General features: G+C 73.1%; 12 protein-coding genes and 1 riboswitch. Of the genes, 2 read left to right on the forward strand and 10 right to left on the reverse strand.

The window, feature by feature from the left end; genetic code table 11:
* Positions 1 to 22 precede the first annotated feature (22 nt).
* From cobI to O1G22_RS32335, 10 genes are all read right to left on the reverse strand, one after another.
* Entirely contained in the window at positions 23 to 754 is a 732-nt protein-coding gene (cobI, locus tag O1G22_RS32290; RefSeq protein WP_225100790.1) for a precorrin-2 C(20)-methyltransferase, read from the reverse strand.
* Positions 751 to 2,163: a cobyrinic acid a,c-diamide synthase CobB gene (locus O1G22_RS32295; RefSeq protein WP_428986523.1), complete on the reverse strand. Its 1,413-nt coding sequence runs from the start codon at positions 2,161 to 2,163 to the stop codon at positions 751 to 753. Before O1G22_RS32295 ends, cobI begins: the two co-directional genes overlap by 4 nt.
* Positions 2,160 to 2,759 (reverse strand): cob(I)yrinic acid a,c-diamide adenosyltransferase, encoded by a 600-nt coding sequence (gene cobO / locus O1G22_RS32300; protein WP_270084545.1) that lies wholly within the window; start codon positions 2,757 to 2,759, stop codon positions 2,160 to 2,162. The genes O1G22_RS32295 and cobO overlap by 4 nt, the downstream gene beginning before the upstream one ends.
* On the reverse strand, positions 2,759 to 4,756 hold the full coding sequence (locus O1G22_RS32305) for a putative cobaltochelatase (protein ID WP_270084546.1): 1,998 nt from the start codon (positions 4,754 to 4,756) through the stop codon (positions 2,759 to 2,761). The genes cobO and O1G22_RS32305 overlap by 1 nt, the downstream gene beginning before the upstream one ends.
* Positions 4,753 to 8,406, reverse strand: coding sequence for a cobaltochelatase subunit CobN (gene cobN / locus O1G22_RS32310; protein WP_270084547.1), 3,654 nt, complete (start codon positions 8,404 to 8,406; stop codon positions 4,753 to 4,755). The genes O1G22_RS32305 and cobN overlap by 4 nt, the downstream gene beginning before the upstream one ends.
* Positions 8,403 to 9,947: a cobyric acid synthase gene (locus O1G22_RS32315; RefSeq protein WP_270084548.1), complete on the reverse strand. Its 1,545-nt coding sequence runs from the start codon at positions 9,945 to 9,947 to the stop codon at positions 8,403 to 8,405. The genes cobN and O1G22_RS32315 overlap by 4 nt, the downstream gene beginning before the upstream one ends.
* The gene (locus tag O1G22_RS32320) at positions 9,944 to 10,897 is read right to left on the reverse strand and encodes a cobalamin biosynthesis protein (protein WP_270084549.1); all 954 of its coding nucleotides are present in this window, start codon (positions 10,895 to 10,897) and stop codon (positions 9,944 to 9,946) included. Before O1G22_RS32320 ends, O1G22_RS32315 begins: the two co-directional genes overlap by 4 nt.
* 99 nt (positions 10,898 to 10,996) lie before the next feature.
* Positions 10,997 to 11,138, reverse strand: a riboswitch (cobalamin riboswitch).
* Between the two features lie 120 nt (positions 11,139 to 11,258).
* Entirely contained in the window at positions 11,259 to 11,486 is a 228-nt protein-coding gene (locus O1G22_RS32325; RefSeq protein ID WP_225100784.1) for a hypothetical protein, read from the reverse strand.
* Positions 11,487 to 11,517: 31 nt separating this feature from the next.
* The gene (locus tag O1G22_RS32330; protein ID WP_270084550.1) at positions 11,518 to 12,792 is read right to left on the reverse strand and encodes an inorganic phosphate transporter; all 1,275 of its coding nucleotides are present in this window, start codon (positions 12,790 to 12,792) and stop codon (positions 11,518 to 11,520) included.
* Positions 12,793 to 12,945: 153 nt separating this feature from the next.
* Positions 12,946 to 13,698, reverse strand: a complete 753-nt coding sequence (locus tag O1G22_RS32335; RefSeq protein ID WP_270084551.1) for a lysozyme — start codon at positions 13,696 to 13,698, stop codon at positions 12,946 to 12,948.
* Positions 13,699 to 13,939: 241 nt separating this feature from the next.
* Here O1G22_RS32335 and O1G22_RS32340 point away from each other — a divergent pair, with 241 nt between their 5' ends.
* Both O1G22_RS32340 and O1G22_RS32345 read left to right on the forward strand, forming a co-directional pair.
* A complete protein-coding gene (locus tag O1G22_RS32340; protein ID WP_428986425.1) occupies positions 13,940 to 14,641 on the forward strand; it encodes a class II aldolase/adducin family protein in 702 nt (233 codons plus the stop codon).
* A gap of 441 nt (positions 14,642 to 15,082) precedes the next feature.
* Positions 15,083 to 16,210 carry an alpha/beta hydrolase gene (locus tag O1G22_RS32345; protein WP_270084552.1) on the forward strand — a complete coding sequence of 376 codons (1,128 nt, stop codon included), beginning with the start codon at positions 15,083 to 15,085 and terminating at the stop codon, positions 16,208 to 16,210.
* Positions 16,211 to 16,349 lie beyond the last annotated feature (139 nt).

Genomic DNA, 16,349 nt, shown 5'->3' on the forward strand with positions numbered 1-16,349 from the left:
CGGGTCACCCCGAGGGGGCGGGTCACAGCTTCCCGCCCCGTCCGCCGTCCCGGCGCGGCGGCGCGATCAGCGTGGAGAGGTACGGCAGCGGCTCCCCGTCCAGCTCGGCGGCCGGCCGCACCGACTCCTCCGCCAGACCCAGCGCCGAACCCCACACGGCGTCCGCCAGCCGCCCGGTCTCCGTGAGCGCCTCCGCGACCTCGGCGGCCTGCCGCCCGAACTTGTACGCGACGACCGTCCCCGGCCCCGCCAGCGCGTCCTTGAGCACGGCGGACCCGGCCGTGACCGGTACGAGGGTCAGCGGCTCGGTGCCCTCGGTCAGCACGGCACCGGAGCGCGCCGCGAGATCCTGCATGGCGGTGATCCCGGGCACGGTCTCGACGACCACGTCCGGCACGAGCGCCACGATGGTCTGCGCGAGATACGTGAACGTCGAGTACACATTGGGGTCGCCGATGGTGGCGAAGGCGACGGACCCGTGCCGCCGCAGCAGCTCGGCGACCCGCTCGCCCGCCGCGTCCCAGGCGGCCTCCCGGCGCGCCCGGTCGGTCCGCTCGTTCAGCGCGAACACCACCCGGACGACCTTCTCCGCGCCCACGTAGTGCAGCACGGTCGCCTCGGCCCGCCCCCGCTCACCGGTGTCCATGACGGGTACGACGACGACATCGGCCGCGCGCAGGGCGTTGACCCCCTTGACGGTCACCAGCTCCGGGTCACCAGGACCCACCCCGACCCCGACCAGCCTGCTGCTCATGACGTCCGGCACCTCTCCACGAACCGACGGGCCACACCGGGCTCGGCCGCCCAGTGCGTGTGCAGATAACTCGCGTGCACGCCCTGCTGTACGAAACCTTCCACCCGCCGTACGGGCGCCCGCACTCCCCAGGCGGGAGCCGCCCCGGCGCCGGGCTCGACAACGGTGCGATGGAACTCGTGCCCCCGCATCCGCGTCCCGGCGACGGCCAGCACACTGTCCCCGACGGCCACGGCCTCCCGGTAACCGAGCGTCAGCCGCTGCGTCATCCGCGCGGTGGCATCCAGCACCCCGCACATGGGCTGCCCGTCCAACTCCCGGCAGAGATAGAGCAGTCCGGCACATTCGGCGGCCACGGGGGCACCGCCGAGGGCCAGCTCCGCGACGGCCTTGCGCAACGGCTCGTTGGCGGCCAGCTCACCGGCGTACACCTCGGGGAAACCCCCACCGATGACCAACCCTGCGGTGCCTTCGGGCAGTTGCTCGTCACGGAGGGGATCGAAGGTGACGACGTCGGCACCGGCTGCGGCGAGCAGCTCGGTGTGCTCGGCGTAGGAGAAGGTGAAGGCGGGTCCACCGGCGACGGCGACGACGGGGGTCGGCTTCCCGGCCGACGGTTCGGGCCCGCCCTGCCCTCGCCTCCCGGCCGAGCGAGTCGGGTGGAGGGCGGACGAGGCGGGGGTCCAGGGGGCGGAGCCCCCTGGTACGGGACCGGCAGCACGGGCCAGTGCCTCCAGCGCCGCCATGTCACAGCCGGCGGACACCTGCGCAGCCATCGCGGCGACGGCCTCGACCGCGGCGGAGCCCCGCTCGGCGACCGGCACCAGCCCAAGGTGCCGAGAAGGCGTGTCCACCTGCTGAGCCCGCCGCAGGGCACCCAGCACCGGCACACCGGCCGAATCCAACGCCTCCCGCAGCAACTCCTCATGCCGGTCGGAGCCCACCTTGTTGAGGATCACGCCCCCGACCCGCACCCCCGGATCCCAGGAAGCGAACCCGTGCACCAGCGCGGCGACGGACCGGGACTGCGACGACGCGTCGACCACCAGCACCACCGGAGCGCCCAGCAGCTTGGCCACGTGCGCGGTGGAGGCCAGCTCGCCTTCGCCCGCCGCCCCGTCGTACAGCCCCATCACACCCTCGACCACGGCCAGGTCGCACCCCCGTGCCCCGTGCAGGAACAGCGGAGCGATCAGCTCCGGCCCGCACAGGTAGGCGTCCAGGTTCCGCCCGGTCCGCCCGGTCGCGAGCGCGTGGTACCCGGGGTCGATGTAGTCCGGCCCGACCTTGTGCGGGGACACGGCGAGCCCCCGCGCGGCGAACGCGGCCATCAGCCCCGTGGCCACGGTGGTCTTGCCGCTGCCCGAGGCGGGCGCGGCGATGACCAGCCGTGGCACCGACGACCTCACCACTCGATGCCCTTCTGGCCCTTCTGGCCCACGTCCATGGGGTGCTTGACCTTGGACATGTCGGTCACCAGGTCCGCGAAGTCCACCAGCTTCTCCGGCGCGTTCCGCCCGGTGATGACGACGTGCTGGGTGCCCGGCCGGTCCCGCAGCACCTCGATCACCTCATCGGTGTCCACCCATCCCCAGTGCATCGGATAGGCGAACTCGTCCAGCACGTACAGCCGGTACGTCTCGGCCGCCAGGTCCCGCTTGACCTGCTCCCAGCCCTCCCGGGCCTTCTCCTCGTTGTCCATCTGGGCGTCCCGCTGCACCCACGACCAGCCCTCGCCCATCTTGTGCCAGTCGACGGTGCCGCCCTCGCCGGAGGCGCCGAGCACGCGCAGCGCGTTCTCCTCGCCGACCTTCCACTTCGCCGACTTGACGAACTGGAACACCCCGATCGGCCACCCCTGGTTCCAGGCACGCAGCGCGAGCCCGAACGCGGCGGTGGACTTGCCCTTGCCGACGCCCGTGTGCACGACGACCAGCGCACGGTTCCGGCGCTGACGGGTCGTCAGTCCGTCGTCCGGTACGACACTCGGCTGTCCTTGCGGCATTACGCGGCCCTCCTGCTCTGCATTCCCTTGACCAGCCCGGCGATCGAGTCCGCCCGCAGCTCGTCCAGCGTGACGGCCGTACCGCCCAGCTCACCCGCGAGCTGCCCGGCCAGCCCCAGCCGCACCGGACCCGACTCGCAGTCCACGACCACCGAGGCGACCCCCTCGGCCGCGAACAGCCGTGCCGCCCGCCCGGCCAGCGCCACCGGCTCCGGGCCACCGGTCGCCCGCCCGTCGGTCACCACCACGACCAGCGCCCTGCGCGCGGGATCCCGCAACCGCTCCACCCGCAGCACGTCATGTGCCGTGAGCAGCCCGGCCGCCAGCGGCGTGCGCCCACCCGTCGGCAGCGACTCCAGCCGTACGGCGGCGGCATCCACGGAGGACGTCGGCGGCAGCGCGACATCGGCACCGGCCCCCCGGAAGGTCACCAGCCCCACCTTGTCCCGCCGCTGATAGGCGTCGAGCAGCAGCGACAGCACCGCACCCTTCACGGCGCTCATCCGCTGCCGCGCCGCCATCGATCCGGAGGCGTCCACGACGAACAGCACGAGGTTGCCCTCGCGGCCCTCCCTGGTCGCCTGCCGCAGATCGTCCCGGCGGATCACCAGCCCCGGCCCGGACCGGCCGCGCACCCGCTGGTGCGGGGCGGCGGCCTGCACGGTCGCGGCCAGATGCAGCTTGGTCAGCGCCCCCTGGGGCCGGCGGGCCCCGGTGGTCCGCCCGTGCTCGGTCCGCGCCCGCGAGCGCCGCCCGGCGGCACCCTCACCGATCCCGGGCACGCTCAGCACCTTGGTCCGGAACGGCTCGGCGGCCCGTACGGCCGACTGTTCCCGCCCGCCGGACGCCTGCGGCTCCCCGCCCTCACCGGCCTCGGGGCGCGCGGCGGTGTCCCCGCCACCCTGCGGTCCGCTGTCGGGCGCCGGCTGCCCGCCGCCGCCCCCGGGCCCGTCGGGATCGGGATCCTCATCACCCTGCGAGTCGTCCCCGGAGAACTGCTCCAGGGTCTCGTCCAGCTTGTCCTCGTCCAGACCGGGAGCGTCGAAGGGGTTACGGCGCCTGCGGTGCGGCAGCGCGAGCAGCGCCGCCTGCCGTACGTCCTCGGCGAGCACGTCGGTCCGCCCGGCCCACGCGGCCAGCGCGGTCGCCGTACGCGCCATCACGATGTCGGCCCGCATGCCGTCCACCTCGAAGGCGGCACAGGTCGCCGCGATCTGCCGGAGCGCCCCGTCTCCCAGCCGCACCTGCGGCAGCAACTCCCGTGCCGCCACGATCCGTTGGCGTACGGCAGCCTCTTCGTCCGCCCACCGTGCGGCGAACCCGCTCGGATCGTCGTCGTACGCCAGCCGGCGCCGCACGACCTCCACCCGCTGATCGGGCTCCCGCGAGGCCGCGACCTCGACGGTCAGCCCGAAACGATCCAACAATTGGGGTCGCAATTCGCCTTCCTCGGGATTCATGGTCCCGACGAGCAGGAAGCGCGCCGCATGCCGCACCGACACACCCTCGCGCTCCACGTACGAGGCGCCCATCGCCGCCGCGTCCAGCAGCAGGTCGACCAGGTGGTCGTGGAGGAGGTTGACCTCGTCGACGTAGAGGATGCCCCGGTGCGCGTCGGCCAGCAGCCCCGGCTCGAACGCCTTCACGCCCTCGGCGAGCGCCCGCTCGATGTCGAGGGCGCCGACCAGCCGGTCCTCTGAGGCCCCGACGGGCAGCTCGACCATCCGTGCGGGCCGTGCCGTACCGGACGCCTGCTCGTGCGGGCCGTCCGGGCAGGCCGGATCCGGTGCCGCCGGGTCACAGGAGAACCGGCACCCGGAGACCACGGCCACCCCGGGCAGCAGCGCCGAAAGGGCGCGTACCGCCGTCGACTTGGCCGTGCCCTTCTCACCACGCACCAGCACACCGCCGACGGCGGGGCTGACCGCGTTCAGCAGCAGCGCGAGCCGCAGATCGTCCTGACCGACAACGGCCGTGAAAGGGAAGGGAGTTGTCACTGGTCGTCGCCCTCCAAGTCGCCTTCCAGCTCCAGATACGTGGCGCGCAGCCGCTCCAGCGTGTCCGCGTCCGGCTCCGCCCACAGCCCCCGGTCCGCCGCCTCAAGGAGCCGCTCGGTGATGCCGCGCAGCGCCCACGGGTTGGACTCCTTCATGAAGTCCCGGTTCTCCGGGTCGAAGACGTACTCCGCGCTGAGCTTCTCGTACATCCAGTCGTCGACCACGCCCGCGGTGGCGTCGTAGCCGAACAGGTAGTCCACGGTCGCCGCCATCTCGAAGGCGCCCTTGTAGCCGTGCCGGCGCATCGCCGCCATCCAGCGCGGGTTCACCACCCGGGCGCGGAAGACACGGTGGGTCTCCTCACCCAGCGTGCGGGTCTTCACCTGGTCCGGAACGGCACTGTCGCCCACGTACGCCTCGGGGTTGGCGCCGGTCAGATGCCGGACCATCGCCACCATGCCGCCGTGGTACTGGAAGTAGTCGTCGGCGTCGACCAGGTCGTGCTCGCGGGTGTCGACGTTCTTCGCCGCCACCGCGATCCGCTTGAACGCCGTCTCCATGTCCCCGCGCGCCGCCCGCCCGTCGAGCCCGCGCCCGTAGGCGTACCCGCCCCACACCGCGTACACCTCGGCCAGGTCGGCATCGGAGCGCCAGTTCCGGGCGTCGATCAGCGGCAGCAGACCCGCGCCGTACGCGCCCGGCTTCGAGCCGAAGATGCGGGCCGTCGCGCGCCGCCGGTCGCCGTGCCCGGCCGCGTCCTCCTCCACATGCGCCCGCACGTAGTTGGACTCGGCCGGCTCGTCCAGCTCCGCCACCGCCCGCACCGCGTCGTCGATCAGCCCGACCACATGCGGGAACGCGTCCCGGAAGAAGCCGGAGATACGGACCGTGACGTCGATGCGCGGCCGGCCCAGCTCCGCCAGGGGCACGATCTCGAAGCCCGTCACCCGGCGCGAGGCGTCGTCCCACACCGGACGGCAGCCCAGCAGCGCCAGGATCTCGGCGATGTCGTCGCCCTGGGTGCGCATCGCGGACGTGCCCCACACGGTCAGGCCGACGGACTGCGGGTACTCGCCCGTGTCGCTCAGATACCGCTGCACCAGCGAGTCGGCGAGCGACTGCCCGACCTCCCAACTCAGCCTGGACGGAATGGCCTTGGGGTCGACCGAGTAGAAGTTACGGCCGGTCGGCAGGACGTTCACCAGACCACGGGTCGGCGAACCCGAGGGACCGGCCGGGACGTAACCGCCGTCCAGGGCCCGCAGGATGTGCCCGATCTCGTCGGTGGTCTTCGCCAGCCGGGGTACGACCTCGTCGCACGCGAACTCCAACACGGCGACGGCATCCGGGAGTTGCACGCGGAGCGCGTCGCGCAGCACGGCGGGTACGGCCGTACGCTCCCAGGCCCGCTCCTCCATGCCCTCCGCGATCCGCCGGCACAGCTGCTCCAGCAGGTCGATCGCGTCGGCGCCCGTACGGGAGGGCCCCTCCACCAGGTCCGTCAGCTCCACCGGCACCTTCACCGGCGCCCCCGGTTCGGCCAGCAACTCCTTCTCCACCAGCCCGAAATGAGCGGCGAGGCAGGCCCTGAGCCCCGGCAGCGCGTTCGCCCGGCCGCCCCACACCTGGGACGCCCGCAGCACGGCCAGCACCAGGTTCACGCGCGGCTCACCGACCGGGCCGCCGCCCAGGATGTGCAGCCCGTCGCGGATCTGCACATCCTTGATCTCGCACAGATAGCCGTCGATGTGCATGACGAACTCGTCGAAGTCGTCGTCGCCCGGCTGCTCGTCCACATGCAGGTCGTGGTGCAGCTCGGCCGCCTTGACCAGCGTCCAGATCTGGGCGCGCACGGCCGGCGCCTTCGCCGGGTCCAGGTCGGAGACGAGCGCGTACTCGTCCAGCAGCTGCTCCAGCTTGGCCAGGTCACCGTAGGTGTCGGCGCGCGCCATCGGCGGCACCAGGTGGTCGACGACCGTGGCGTGCCCGCGCCGCTTGGCCTGGGTGCCCTCGCCGGGGTCGTTGACGATGAACGGGTAGATGAGCGGGAGGTCACCGAGGACGGCGTCCGGCGCGCACCCCGCGCTCAGCCCGAGCCCCTTGCCCGGCAGCCACTCCATCGTGCCGTGCTTGCCCATGTGCACGATCGCGTCCGCGCCGAAGCTGTTCTCCAGCCAGCGGTAGGCCGCCATGTAGTGGTGCGAGGGCGGCATGTCGGGGTCGTGGTAGATCGCGATCGGGTTCTCGCCGAAGCCGCGCGGCGGCTGGATCATGACCACGACGTTCCCGAACCGGAGGGAGGCCAGCACGATGTCGTCGCCGTCGACGTACAGGCTGCCCGGCGGCTCGCCCCACGCCTCCAGCATGGCGTCCCTGAGGTCCGGGTCGAGCTTGTCGAACCACGCCCGGTAATCGGCCAGCGGCACCCGCGCGGGCGCGGCGGCCAGCTGCTCCTCGGTCAGCCACTCGACGTCGTGGCCGCCGGCGTCGATCAGCCGGTGGATCAACTCGTCGCCGCCGGAGGGGTATTCGGTGATCCCGTATCCGGCGTCGCGGAGTGCGTCCAGCACCCGGACCGCCGAAGCGGGCGTGTCCAGACCGACCGCGTTGCCGACGCGGGAGTGCTTGGTGGGGTACGCGGTGAAGACCAGCGCGATCTTCTTCTCCGCGTTCGGCTTGTGCTTCAACTGCGCGTGCCGTACGGCGATCCCCGCGACCCGGCCCGCCCGCTCGGGGTCGGCGACGTACACCGGGACCTCGTCGGGGCCCTGCTCCTTGAAGGAGAACGGCACGGTGATCAGGCGGCCGTCGAACTCCGGGATCGCGACCTGCATCGCCGCGTCCATGGGGGAGAGGGCGGCGTCCGACTCCTCCCAGGCCTTCTTCGACGAGGTGAGGCAGAGCCCCTGCAGCACAGGGACGTCGAGGTCGGCGAGGGCGCCGATGTCCCAGGCCTCCTCGTCACCGCCCGCCGAGGCCTGCGAGGCGTGTGTGCCGCCCGCCGCGAGCACAGTGGCGATCAGCGCGTCGGCCCCGCCCAGCAGCTCGTACAGCCCCGCGTCCGCGCCGCGCAGCGAACCGCAGTACACCGCAAGGGCGTTGGCGCCCCGCGCCTCGATCGCGTCGCAGAGGGTGTCCACGAAGGCGGTGTTGCCGCTCAGCTCGTGCGCCCGGTAGAAGAGCACGCCCACCGTCGGCCGGCCGTCGACGCGAGCACGCTCACCGTGCACGCCGTACGCCGGCATCGTGCGCGGCTCCTCGAAGCCCTCGCCGGTCAGCAGCACGGTGTCGGACAGGAACCGGGACAGCTCCAGCAGGTTCGCCGGGCCGCCCTCGACCAGGTACCGCAGCGCCTCCGCGACGACCCCGGCCGGCACCGACGACTCGGCCATCAGCTCCGCGTCCGGCACGGCCTCGCCGCCCAGCAGCACGGTCGGGATCCCGGCCGCCTTCAGCGCGGCGAGCCCCTCCTCCCAGGCCCGCTTGCCGCCCAGCAGCCGTACGACGGCGAGGCCCGCGCCCGCCAGCAGCTCCGGCAGCTCCTGCCCGACGTCCACCCGGGTCGGGTTGCCGATGCGGTAGTCCGCACCGGAGGCCCGAGCCGCCAGCAGATCCGTGTCGGCGGTGGACAACAACAACACTGTGCTCATGCGGGCGCTCCCGGTGGAATGAAAGGCAGTCCTTGCGGCGCGCCCGACTCGATGAGCCGCCACAGCGCGTCCGTGTCCGCGTGCTGTTCGATCAGATCGCCGAGCCGGTCGAGCTGCTCCTCGCGCAGCGCGGCGAAGGAGGTGTCCGGCGCGGGCACGAAGCGGCGGCCCGCGGCGGCGGCCACCTCGCGCAGGAAGGCCCGCCGGAAGCAGTCCGACTCCAGCGAGCCGTGCCAGTGGGTGCCCCAGGTCCGGCCGACCCGGCAGCCGTCGAGGAAGGCTTCTCCGCCCGTGATTTCGGCGACGCCGTGGTGGATCTCGTACCCTTCGACCCGCTCGCCGAGGGCCTCGCCGACCGGCCGGGTGAGCGTCTTCTCGCGGGCGAACCGCACCCGCACCGGCAGCACCCCGAGCCCGGGGACCGCGCCGGCGCGCGACTCGACCTCGTCCTCGATGTGCTCGCCGAGGATCTGGAAGCCGCCGCAGATGCCGAGGATCGGCCTCTGATCAGCGGCCCTGCGGACAAGGGCGTCGGCGAGGCCCCGCTCCCGCAGCCACTCCAGCGCCCGTACGGTCCCGCGCGTGCCCGGGATCACCACGAGGTCCGCGTCGGCCAGCTCCTCCGGGCGGTCCACGAACCGCACCACGACGCCCGGTTCGGCGGCCAGCGCGTCCACGTCCGTGAAGTTGGACATCAGCGGGATCGCGCACACGGCGACCCGCAGCACGTCCTCGCCGACCGGGGGAGTGACGGCCGACTCCCGGACGGTCCCGCGCAGCGAGACACTCCCCCACGCTCGGCTTCGCTCGCGCGGGGGGACCCCCATCCCGTCCTCCTCGTCGATGCCGAGCCCGTGCCGGAACGGCAGCACACCGTACGTCCCGCGCCCGGTCAGGCCCTGGAGCATCTCCAACCCCGGCTCCAGCAGCGAGACATCGCCCCTGAACTTGTTCACCAGGAACCCCGCGATCAGCTCCTGGTCCTCGGGCGAGAGCAGGGCGACGGTGCCGAAGAAGGAGGCGAAGACGCCCCCGCGGTCGATGTCCCCCACCACCAGCACGGGCAGCCGCGCGTTCCGCGCGATCCCCATGTTCACGATGTCGGTCCGGCGCAGATTGATCTCGGCCGGGCTGCCCGCCCCCTCACAGATCACCGCGTCATACGTGCCCCGCAACTCGGCCAGACAGTCCAGCACCGTGCCGAGGAGCTTCTGCTGCCGCCCGCCGTGGTAGCCGCGTGCGCTCAGCTCGCCGACCGGCTTGCCCAGCAGCACCACCTGGCTGCTCTGCTCGCCGCCCGGCTTGAGCAGCACGGGGTTCATCAGCGCGGTCGGCTCGATCCGGCACGCCTGGGCCTGCATGGCCTGCGCCCGGCCGATCTCCGCGCCCTGACGGGTCACGAAGGAGTTGAGCGACATGTTCTGCGCCTTGAACGGCGCGACCTTCACCCCCTGACGCACCAGCCACCGGCAGATCCCGGCCGTCACGACGCTCTTGCCGGCGTCGGAGGTGGTGCCGGCGACGAGGAGTCCCCCGTTCACTTCCCACGTCCCTTCAGGCTTTTGACGAGGAGGCGCGCGGCGACCGTGGTGCCGAGCGCGAGGAGGCCGACGCGGCGGGAGAGCCGTACGGCCCGGTCGATGTCGGTGACCCGGACGGCCCGGCCCATGTCCCCGTTGAGGACGGGCCGGTGCTCGACGCGGCCGCCGTAGGAGAGGGTGCCGCCGAGGCGCACGCCGAGCGCGCCCGCGAAGGAGGCCTCCACGGGCCCGGCGTTGGGGCTCGGGTGCATGCCGGCGTCGGCCTTCCAGGCGCGCAGGGCACCCCGCGGGTCGGGACCGGCAGCGGCGGCGAGTACGGCGGTCAGCCGGGCCCCCGGCCAGCCGGCCACGTCGTCGAGGCGGGCGGAGGCCCAGCCGTAGCGGCGGTGGCGAGGGGACTTGTGACCCACCATCGCGTCCAGGGTGTTGACGGCCCGGAACCCGAGCAGCCCCGGCACCCCGGCCACCGCACCCCACACCAGCGCGCCCACGACGGCGTCGGAGGTGTTCTCGGCGACGGACTCGACCACGGCCCGCGCGATCCCGTCGGCGTCCAGCGCCTGCGGGTCCCGGCCGCACAGATGGGGCAGCCGGGCACGGGCCGCCTCGATGTCCCCGGCCTGCAGCGCCCGCCCGATCGTGCCGGCCTCGCGGGCCAGCGAGGTGCCGCCGACGACCGCCCAGACGGCGGCGGCGGTCAGCGCGGCGGAGGCGGCGGGGGAGGGGCGTACGGCGCGCGCGGCTACCGTGCCGAGGGCGACGGCGCCGCCCGCGCACACGACGGTGTGCAGCGCGCCCCAGCCGCGGTGGTCGCGCCACAACGCGCCTTCCACGGCCGTGGCCGCCCGCCCGAACACGGCGACCGGATGCCCGCGGCGCGGATCGCCGAGGAGCAGGTCCCCGAGAAGGCCGGCGGCGGCGCCGTACGCGTAGGAGCGATCGGCACCCATGGGCTCAGCCGGCCGTGGGTACAGGAGCGGGCCTGACAGGGGTCCTTCGGCAGCCGGGCATGGCGATCGTTGTCCTCACTCAGGGTGTCCGCGCCCTGGTTCGACGGAGATTCGGCGGTGAGAGTTCCTGGCTCCCGGGGGTTCTTCCCCGGTGACAGTGGCGGGACCGCGCCGGATTCGCACCGGCTTCCTCTCCTGCCGCCGTACATGGCCTGGGCAGTCCACCACGTGTCCGGAACGGCCGTCAACTTGCCGTTGACCTGCAGGGGGAGAGTGTGCCGATCCCCACATCGCCCGGGTCCGGACATGCGGCAGGGCTCCTCTCCGGAACGAGCCGGAGAGGAGCCCTGCCGAGGTGTGGTCAGACCTTCGCCACGATCAGATACATGCCGTACGCCACCGCCGCCGCGCAGGCCGCGAAGCAGACGTAGGCGCCGGTGACGGCGAGGGCCGCGGAGTTGCCCTGGGCCGCCGCCTTCTCACGCCGCGCCAGAGCGCTCACCCCGAGGGTGAACACGGCCACCAGGCCCACCGTGACCGCGAGGCTGACGCCGAAGACGGAGCCGATGGCCGACCAGTCGATCTTCATGATGCTTCCTTCGGTAACCGGGTGGCCGGGGTCAGACGGTGGCGGCCGGCGGAGTGGCCGAGGTGGCTGCGGCCGGGGTGGCCGGGGCGACCGGTGCGGCGGCGGCCGGGGAGGCGATCGTGGCCGTCAGGTCCTCGCCGATCGTGCCCGCCGGGGGCGGGGTGACGGCGGCGATGGCGGTGGTCACCACGCCGGCCGGCTCCTCGGTCTCCTCGACGACGTTGGTGTGGTCCACGACCTCGCGGCGGGAGATCTTCCAGATCGCGGCGCTCGCGGCGACCAGGAAGACGGCGACCGCGGCGGTGCCCCAGTCACCGAGGTCCGTGACGGACTCGGCGCCCGCGCCGACCAGCGCGGCGGCCGGAAGGGTGAGGACCCAGGCGATGGCCATGCGGGTCGCGGTGGACCAGCGGACCACACCGCCCTTGCGGCCGAGGCCCGTGCCCATCACCGCGCCGGAGACGACATGCGTGGTGGAGAGGGAGAAGCCCAGGTGGGAGGAGGCCAGGATGGCGGTCGCGGCGCTGGTCTGGGCGGCGAAGCCCTGGCGCGGCTCCAGGTCCGTCAGGCCCGTGCCCATGGTGCGGATGATGCGCCAGCCGCCGATGTAGGTGCCGAGCGCGATGGCCAGGCCCGCGGAGAGGATCACCCAGGTGGGAGGGTTCGAGCCCGGGGCGAGGGAGCCGCCCGCGATCAGCGCGAGGGTGATGATGCCCATCGTCTTCTGGGCGTCGTTGGTGCCGTGGGCGAGGGAGACCAGGCCGGCGGAGGCGATCTGGCCGACGCGGTAGCCCTTGCGGGTGGCCTCGCCCTCGGCCGTGCCGCCGATGCCGTAGGACAGGCGGGTGGACAGCAGGGCCGCGACGCCGGCGACGAGCGGTGCGGCGACCGCCGGGAGGAGCACCTTGGTCACCAGCACGTCGCCGTGCACGGCGCCGAAGCCGGCGGAGGCGACCGTGGCGCCGATCAGGCCGCCCATCAGGGCGTGCGAGGAACTGGACGGCAGGCCCACCAGCCAGGTCAGCAGGTTCCAGAGGATCGCGCCGACCAGGGCGGCGAAGATGACCTCGGGACGGATCCCCTTCTCGTCGACGAGACCCTTGGAGATCGTCTTCGCGACCTCCACGGAGAGGAAGGCGCCCACCAGATTCAGGGCGGCCGACATGGCAACTGCGATCTTGGGCTTCAGGGCGCCTGTCGAGATGGTGGTGGCCATCGCGTTGGCGGTGTCGTGGAAACCGTTCGTGAAATCAAACGCGAGTGCGGTTACCACCACAATCGCGAGGATCAGCGAGAAGCTTTCCATTTACCCAGGCAATCGTTCGAGGTCATTGGCTGGACGACCGTAGGCAACCTGGGTGAACGGAAGGTGAACTGGGGCAGGCGTGGCGATGTCCGGAGAGGGCGGGTGGGATTCCGCTTGCCGTCTTGTGTCGCTCGGGACCCAGGCGCCCCTTGGCTACTGGCCGCGCGCGAAGGTCCGCAGCCGGTCGGCCGGCCCGTTGAAGAGATTCTGGTCACCCGGAAAGGTGCCCTCGGTGCCGTACTGCCAGAACGTCCAGTACCGCCAGCCGCCCGGCAGCGTCCCTGGTCCGGCGGTGCCGTGCCGGGCGATCCACAGCGCGTGACTGGAGGAGAACGCACGGCTGTTGCCGGTGCAGAGCTTCCACCACTGGGTGGTCGTGTAGATCACCGGACGGCGCCCGGTCTCCTCCTTCACCTCGTCGCTGAAGGCCCGGATCCAGCGGACCATCTTCGCCTTGCTCAGCCCGTAGCACTTGAGCTTCGCGCTGTACGGGTTGTATTCGATGTCCAGCGCGGGCGGCAGCGTCCAGCCGTCCGCCTGCCAGTCGCCGCCGTTGCGCACGAAGAACGCGGCCTGCGCCGCGCCGGAGGACTTGTCCGGCAGCGCGAAGTGGTACGCGCCCCGGAGCAGGCCCGCGTCGCGTGCGCCGTCGTACTGCTCGTCGAAGTAGGGGTTGTGGTAGTCCGTGGACTCGGTCGCCTTGACGTAGACGAACCGTGCGCCCTTCGTCCGGGTGGACGGCCAGTCGACGTGCTCCTGGTGCGAGGAGATGTCGTGCCCCTGGGGCAGGGCCGAGACCAGCGCCGGGGGCCCGGCTGCGGCCGCGGGCACCGCGAGGGCGAGCGCCGCCGTGGCCGCCGTGACGACACCGGCGCGGCGGCGGAAGGGGGTGCGTTCACTGGCCATGCGTCTCCCCGGGTCGGCGGACGAGCGGTCGTCCACGGGCAAGAGGGATCATTCAAGGCCCGGCGCCCACCGAAGCAGCGCCTTTTTCCGGCGTTTCGTGGCGACTTCCGCCCGTTCGGAGGCACCCGTTTCCGGGTCGCCTTCCGCCGCACACCGCCTCCGGCGGACCACGGCTGGCAGGATCGCGGAATGGCTGAGCGGTGACGGCTGAGCGGTGACGGCGGATCCGGGAAGGACTTCGGTGGACGAGGAACACGGACAGGGACACGGACAGGGACGGGAACAGGAACGGGAACGGGAACAGGAACAGGAACGGGCGTGGTCGGACCTGGTCGCGGCGGCGCGGCGGACCGTCGCCGACGGGCTGGTCGTCGGCACCTCCGGCAACGTCTCGGTGCGCGTAGGGGACATCGTGCTGGTCACCCCGTCGGGCGTCCCCTACGACCGGCTCACCCCGGACGACCTCACCGGCGTGGACCTCACCGGCCGCCAGGTGCTCGGCACCCTGGTGCCGACCAGCGAGCTCCCCATGCACCTCGCCCTCTACCGCACGACCGACGCCCGCGCGATCGTCCACACCCACGCCGTGCACGCCACGGCGGTCTCCACGCTCGTGTCCGAGCTGCCGCCGGTCCACTACATGGCCGCGGCCCTCGGCGGCCCCGTCCGGGTCGCCCCCTATGCCGCCTACGGCACCGACGAACTGGCCGAGAACATGCTCCGCGCCCTGGCGGGCCGCTCCGGCTGCCTGCTGCAGAACCACGGCACGATCACCTACGGCACCACCCTCGACCAGGCCTACGACCGCACCGCCCAGCTGGAGTGGATGTGCCGCCTGTGGCTGACGGCGTCCTCGGTACCAGGCCTGACCCCGACCCTGCTGACCGAGGCCCAACTGGCGGAGGCGGGGGAGCGGCTGCGGGGGTACGGGCAGCGAAAGTGAGCCCGCGCCGCACAGCCCGCGATTCCCCGGCCATGCGGCGCGCCCTGCCCTATCGCCGCCGGCTCCGCCCACTGCGATCCGCCGCCGCTTCTTCCGCTCACGCGGACCCGCCGCTCCCTTCTGGCTCCGACCACTGCGATCCGCCGCCGCTTCTTCCGCTCACGCGGACCCGCCGCTCCCTTCTGGCTCCGCTCACCGAGAGCCGCCGCCGCTTCCTTCGCCCACCCGGACCCGCTGCTCCCTTCCGGCTCCGCCCACCGACAGCCGCCGCGACGGCGCGCGGCCAGGCCGCGCATGTCCGGCGGTGCCGAAGTCTCCCGCGACGGCGCTCGGCCACGCCGCGCATGCCCGGCCGTGCCGAACCCTCCCGCGCCCCCACCGCCTCACCCCGCCCCGCTCTCTCCACTGGCCGGTGTCCGCAACCCCCACGACACTGGACTGGTGCGCCCAGTCAGAGCGACCGCCACCGCGGTCACCGCGGTCATCGCCGCCGGTGCGGCGTCCGTCGCCGTCGGGCGGCTGGCCAGTGATGCCGCGCTGAAGGCGCCGGCGGGCCGCCCGCTGCCCACCGAACCCAGGCTCACCGTGCACGCCACGGCCGCCGGCCGGATCACGCTGACCCGCGATCTGGCCTCGCTGCGCCCCGGCACCTACGGCCTCGCCGGCGACGGTGCCCACGCGGTCGTCGGCCCCGTCCTGGACGCGGCCGAGCACAGCGCCGACACCGTCGTACGCCGCCTGGAACGCGTCACGCACGGCACCCTCGCCCCCGGCGACCCGGTGTGGCTCACCCCGAACCTGTACGTCGGCAATCCGGACACCGCCCTCGGCCTCGACCACGCGGACATCGACGTGCCCGGCGAACTGGGCAACCTGCCCGCCTGGTTCGTGCCCGGCGCCCGGGACACCTGGCTGATCGCCGTGCACGGCCTCGGCACCACCCGGGAACAGGCCATGAACCTCATGGACCCGCTGCACTCCCGCCGGGTCCCGGTCCTCGCCCTCGCCTACCGCGGCGACCTCGGCGCCCCGCGCCCGCCGGACGGGCTGAACCACCTCGGCGAGACGGAGTGGCGGGACGTCGACGCCGCGATCCGCTACGCCGTCCGCTACGGCGCCCGCCGCGTCGTCCTGCTCGGCTGGTCCACCGGCGCCACCATGGCCCTGCGCGCCGCCGAGCACTCCCCGGTGCGCGAGCGCATCGCCGGGCTCGTCCTCGACTCACCGGTGCTGAGCTGGGAGGCCACGCTGCGCGCCCTCGCCCGGGCCCGGCACACCCCGCCACCCCTGCTGCCGCTCGCCGTGCGGGCCGCCCAGGGCAGGACCGGCCTGTACGCCGACCGGGCCGCGCAGCCCACCGACCCCGACCTGCTCACCGTACCGACCCTGATCTTCCACGGCCCGGACGACGAGGTCGCCCCCTGGGAGTACACCCGCCGCCTCGCCGACCGCCGCCCGGACCTGGTCGCCCTGCACACCGTGGCCCGGGCCCCGCACGGAGCGATGTGGAACGCCGACCCGCAGGAGTACCAGGAGCGGCTGCGGCGCTTCATGACCCCCCTGGTGTGAGGCCGGTCCCGGCCATTCCGTTTAAGGCCGTACGACTGGCCTGATCGGCACTCCTCGCCCCGCCCCTGACCCCGTGCATTGGCCAGCCCCGTCGCCCGCCGTGACATTCCGTTTGGGTTTTCGGACCGTCAACCGGAAG

The organism is Streptomyces camelliae (genome assembly GCF_027625935.1).
In the GTDB taxonomy this organism is placed as follows: domain Bacteria; phylum Actinomycetota; class Actinomycetes; order Streptomycetales; family Streptomycetaceae; genus Streptomyces; species Streptomyces camelliae.

Bases quoted from the DNA above. Each gene is read 5' to 3' on its own strand.
- cobI (WP_225100790.1), bottom strand. From the start codon at position 754: ATGAGCAGCAGGCTGGTCGGGGTCGGGGTGGGTCCTGGTGACCCGGAG.
- cobO (WP_270084545.1), bottom strand. From the start codon at position 2,759: ATGCCGCAAGGACAGCCGAGTGTCGTACCGGACGACGGACTGACGACC.
- cobN (WP_270084547.1), bottom strand. From the start codon at position 8,406: ATGAGCACAGTGTTGTTGTTGTCCACCGCCGACACGGATCTGCTGGCG.
- O1G22_RS32320 (WP_270084549.1), bottom strand. From the start codon at position 10,897: ATGGGTGCCGATCGCTCCTACGCGTACGGCGCCGCCGCCGGCCTTCTC.
- O1G22_RS32325 (WP_225100784.1), bottom strand. From the start codon at position 11,486: ATGAAGATCGACTGGTCGGCCATCGGCTCCGTCTTCGGCGTCAGCCTC.
- O1G22_RS32330 (WP_270084550.1), bottom strand. From the start codon at position 12,792: ATGGAAAGCTTCTCGCTGATCCTCGCGATTGTGGTGGTAACCGCACTC.
- O1G22_RS32335 (WP_270084551.1), bottom strand. From the start codon at position 13,698: ATGGCCAGTGAACGCACCCCCTTCCGCCGCCGCGCCGGTGTCGTCACG.